Source organism: Sulfitobacter sp. HI0129 (assembly GCF_001635395.1).
Taxonomy (GTDB): domain Bacteria; phylum Pseudomonadota; class Alphaproteobacteria; order Rhodobacterales; family Rhodobacteraceae; genus Sulfitobacter.
Genome location: NZ_LWGH01000470.1, coordinates 1 through 4,575, shown reverse-complemented (window position 1 = coordinate 4,575; position 4,575 = coordinate 1). Strand labels below are relative to the sequence as shown.

Annotated in this window: 5 protein-coding genes; 1 reads left to right on the top strand and 4 read right to left on the bottom strand. The window is 60.3% G+C overall.

Annotation, left to right across the window (positions count from 1 at the left end; all coding sequences use genetic code 11):
- Window positions 1-106: 106 nt before the first annotated feature.
- Window positions 107-685, top strand: coding sequence for a hypothetical protein (locus A3764_RS12855; RefSeq protein WP_067267612.1), 579 nt, complete (start codon window positions 107-109; stop codon window positions 683-685).
- A gap of 270 nt (window positions 686-955) precedes the next feature.
- On the opposite strand, the gene A3764_RS12850 is transcribed toward A3764_RS12855, so the two are convergent.
- The 4 genes from A3764_RS12850 to A3764_RS12835 form a co-directional block, all read right to left on the bottom strand.
- Entirely contained in the window at window positions 956-1,165 is a 210-nt protein-coding gene (locus A3764_RS12850; protein ID WP_067267616.1) for a helix-turn-helix domain-containing protein, read from the bottom strand.
- A 399-nt stretch (window positions 1,166-1,564) separates the two neighbouring features.
- A complete protein-coding gene (locus tag A3764_RS12845) occupies window positions 1,565-2,998 on the bottom strand; it encodes an aldehyde dehydrogenase family protein (protein ID WP_067267618.1) in 1,434 nt (477 codons plus the stop codon).
- Between the two features lie 11 nt (window positions 2,999-3,009).
- The gene (locus A3764_RS12840; protein WP_067267631.1) at window positions 3,010-4,383 is read right to left on the bottom strand and encodes an aspartate aminotransferase family protein; all 1,374 of its coding nucleotides are present in this window, start codon (window positions 4,381-4,383) and stop codon (window positions 3,010-3,012) included.
- Window positions 4,384-4,415: 32 nt separating this feature from the next.
- Window positions 4,416-4,553 carry an SDR family oxidoreductase gene (locus A3764_RS12835; RefSeq protein WP_330220522.1) on the bottom strand — a complete coding sequence of 46 codons (138 nt, stop codon included), beginning with the start codon at window positions 4,551-4,553 and terminating at the stop codon, window positions 4,416-4,418.
- Window positions 4,554-4,575 lie beyond the last annotated feature (22 nt).

Genomic DNA, 4,575 nt, shown 5'->3' with positions numbered 1-4,575 from the left:
TCTACTTCACGACACTAAGGCCATAAAGTCATATAGAGTCAATACGACATATTGCAGATAAATACATATTGCGCGATAGTCCGCGCAACTTTTGCGGGAGAGTGACATGAGACGACAAGTGATGGCGGCGGCGATGGGGGTGATGGCAGTGTTCGGAGCCCCGGAGAAGGCGCAGGCCTATGACATCGACTGCGCCATCATGCTCTGCATGGCGGGTGGGTTCCCCCCGAGTGCCGTTTGTGCCCGCGCCTATCGCACCATGATCCGCCGCATCACGCCCTGGCCGAGTCTACCGCCCTTCGGGGTCTGCACCTTCGCCCATGTGCCGGTCGAGCTCGGTGGTCCGGGCGGCGAGGGTGAACTCGACACCAACCTGCCGGAATACGAATGGCTGAACCGGACCCATGTGATCTGGTTCACCGGGCGCTCCTATGAGCCGCGTGACGAGCCGCGTCAATGGGACTGGTCGATCCGCTCCTGTGATCGCGAGAACCGGACCTGCCGCTACATCCAGCGGGTCTACGGATCCCACGCGCCCTGGCCCGCGACATTCATCTCGGAAAGCGGGCAGGAGATCGCTTACCCGACCAGCGGTGGCCTATGGCACTTCTATTCCCGCAGCATCATGGTCGAATTCGGCGACTACGAGGGCAACATGGGCCATTCGGACTGGTTCTCCTACTGATCCGAACGCTCCGATGTGTTCAGGGAGACAGGGCGAAGTTCGGTTAGGTCTGCCTCAAAGCGTTCAGGGTCAACATGCCAACGACGGCTCACAGAGCCGTCATTCCAACGGTAATCGGTGAACAGGTGAAGCGCCTGCGTATCGGTGTTCAGAAACCCTTCCTGGAAAGGCCAGCCTGTCTTTCTCTTACTCATTGAACTCACTGCGCTCCATTTGACTACCTCTTGAGACGCTCCGATCGAGGGCGCATCAGGGGCTGGCAAATTTTAGCTAGCGCTTTGTAAAGAACTCTTCGGGGTCGACGTTCAGCGCCTTGGCGATGCGTTCGAGAAGGTCGAGAGAAGCGGCGAACCTGGCGTTCTCGACCTTGCACATATGGCCGCGGCTCACATCGGCCCGATGAGCAAGCTCCTCCTGGCTGAGGCCGCTGGCGCGTCTCAATTCCTGGATGTTCTGTGCTACACGATCCCGCAAGTTCATGCCCGCAAAGCGGACACGCTGCGCGAAGCTTAGCCACGCGATATGTACTCCATTTGTAGGTGTACTTGCTGCCAATGAAACTTCGAGGTGGACTGCGAAGCTGCAGCATCGCGCTCATAGAGACCCTTGGATGAAACTTACCCCAGCTCGCTTAATGCGTGTGCGAACGAGGGCCAACGTAACCTGATGCTAATGCGCGACAACTTGCCGTGAGAAAGTGGGGGCAGGCCAACTCTACATCAGAAAGAGTGAAATTGCGGGGGGCAGGTCAACTCTCACGTACGGTTGATCACTTTTTTTCGTAGTTTTTTGAAAGAAATGAGATAATGCTGCACCTGCAAATGGTGGCGCGTGGACGTGGGCACCTAAAAATCGAAGCTTCCAGGTGCCCAAAAAGCCTCAAAAGCTGATGTATGCGGTCTTGGATGTCGTGAAGAACTCACGCGCGGCGCGTCCCTGCTCGCGGCTGCCGTAGCTTGAGCCTTTTCGCCCACCGAAAGGCACATGGTAATCCACCCCGGCTGTGGGCAAGTTGACCATCACCATACCGGCCTGAGACCGGGACTTGAAGTCCTCGGCAAACTTCAGCGAGGTTGTGCAGATACCCGAAGACAGGCCCAAGGGGCTGTCATTCGCGATCGCCACCGCCTCGTCATAATCAGCGGCCTTCAGAACGCTGACAACTGGGCCGAAAATCTCTTCGCGTACGTGCTGCATCTGGTTTGTGCAGTTCGCGTAAACGGTCGGTTCCATATAGAAGCCGGGCGTGTCGCGGGTAAGCACCTCGCCACCACACAAGCGTTCGGCGCCCTCGCTATCGGCGATGCTGATGTATTTGAGGTTGGTTTGCAGTTGCCGCTCGTCCACCGCCGGGCCGATCTGCGAGGCGGGATCAAGGGCATGTCCGACCCTCAGGGCGCGCGCGGCATCCACCATGCCTGCGACAAGCGCGTCGTGAATACCGGGGGTGGCGATGATCCGGGTGTTCGAGGTGCAGCGCTGGCCGGTCGACAGAACCGACCCGCCGATCGCGCAGTCGATGGCGGTTTGCAGATCGGCGTCATCCATCACGATCAGGGGGCTTTTGCCGCCCATTTCCTGCTGCACCTTGCCGCCGCGTTCGGCCACACGGGTGCGAATGCCCGCCCCTGTCGCTTCGGAGCCGGTGAAGGACACCGCCGCCACATCAGGAGAGCGCACGATCTCTTCACCAACAACGCTGCCGCGCCCCATGACCAAGTTGAACACGCCAGCAGGCAGGCCCGCCCGCGACAGGATTTCGGCCAGGGCCCAGCCACAGCCGGGTGTAAGGTCTGCCGGTTTGAACACCACCGTGTTGCCATAGGCCAAGGCCGGTGCGATTTTCCAGGCGGGGATCGCGATGGGATAGTTCCAGGGCGTGATCAGCCCAACGACGCCCACCGGCTCATGACGCACCTCGACCCGGACACCGGGGCGGACCGACGCCATGGACACCCCTTCAATCCGCAAGGCTTCCTGTGCGTAAAACTTGAAGACATGCGCCGCGCGCGTCACCTCGCCGATGCCTTCCGAAAGGATCTTGCCCTCCTCCCGCGACAGCAGTTCACCCAGTTCTTCTCTGCGGGCCAGAAGCTCGACACCGACAGCCTCCAGCGCATCGGCACGTGACTGGGGAGTCGATTGCGCCCAAGTGGGGGCGGCGGCTTTTGCGGCGGCAATGGCATGGCGCGTCTGTTCCGCGCTGGCGCGGGCGTACTGCCCGATGACATCAGTTGTGTCCGAGGGGTTGATGTTTTCAGCCCAATCGGTGCCGGAGGCCCATTCACCGGCGATAAGATTCAGTTTTTCCATGGTGCCGTTCCTTAGTTTTCCTTGACCAGCCGGGTCACGTCGTCGAGCGATTTCTTCACGATGGCAAACAGATCATCGACCTGCTCTTCGCTGGTGATCAGCGGCGGACAGAATGCGACGGCGTCGCCAAGGTTGCGGGTGATCGCCCCGTTGCGCAGCAGGGCTGCGTTCAACAGCCCGCCCAGGGCGCCGACCGGGCCGGTCACGGATTTCGCAGCCTTGTCATTGACCAGCTCCAGCGCCGAGATGAAGCCGACGCCGCGGATCTCGCCAACCAGGGGGTGGTCCTGAAGGCTGTCGAGCTTCTTGTGGAACCGTGCCCCCACCGTCCGCGCGTTGGCCACCAGTTCGCGCTCTTCGATGATCGCAATGTTCTCCAGGGCAACCGCTGCGCCCAGCGGGTGACTACCGCCAGTAAAGCCATGACCCAGAACGCCAATCCGTCCGCTTTCCTCGGCAATCGGCGCATAGAACCGGTCGTTCATCATGAAGGCGCTAAAGGGTACATAGCTGGAGGTGATCTGTTTCGACATCACCATGACATCGGGCTTCATCCCAAATGTGTGCGACCCGAACATCTGTCCGGTGCGGCCAAAGCCGCAGATCACCTCGTCGGCAACGAGCAGGATGTCGTATTTGTCCAGCACCGCCTGGATCTTGTCCCAATAGGTCCGGGGCGGCACAACGACGCCACCCGCGCCCATGACGGGTTCGGCAAAGAAGGCGGCAATGGTCTCGGGGCCTTCCGCTTCGATAAGGCTTTCAAGGTCGGTGGCGCAGCGGGTGGCGAACTCTTCCTCGGTTTCGCCGCCTTTGCCGTCTTTCCAGTAGTGCGGGCAGGTCGTGTGCAGCACCCGGTCGATGGGCAGATCGAAAGAGCGATGGTTGTTCGGCAGACCTGTCAGACTGCCCGCAGCGATGGTGACACCGTGGTAGCCGCGCTGCCGCGCGATCACCTTCTTGCGCTCGGGCTGGCCCAGGGCGTTCGAGCGATACCAGAGCATTTTCAGCACCGTGTCATTCGCCTCGGAGCCTGAGTTGGTGAAGAACACTTTGCTCATGGGCACCGGCGCAAGCGAGATCAGCTTTTCTGCCAGGTCAATGGCAGGTCCGTGCGATTTGTGACCGAAATTGTGATAGAAGGGTAGTTTCGCCATCTGATCGGCCGCCGCCTTGGCAAGGCGCGGTTCGTTAAAGCCAACCGCAGCGCTCCAGAGGCCCGAGAGAGCTTCGATGTAACGGTTGCCGTTGCTGTCATAGACATAGATGCCCTCGCCCCGCTCGATGATCATCGGGCCGGTTTCGGCATGTGCGGCGGCGTTGGTGTAGCCGTGGAAGTGATAGGCGATGTCGCGCGCCTCGGGGGAATTGGGGAGGATCTGCATTTCGTTCATGGGGTTGCCTTGTTGGTATAGTGTTAGATGTGCTGACCGCCGTTGATCGGGATTTCCGAGCCGGTGACATAAGAGGATTGCGTGCTGGCCAGGAAGTGCACGACCTCGGCCACTTCTTCGGGGCGGCCCAGGCGCCTCATCGGCACTTGCCGGTCAACGATCTCTTGTGTGCCGGGCGACAGG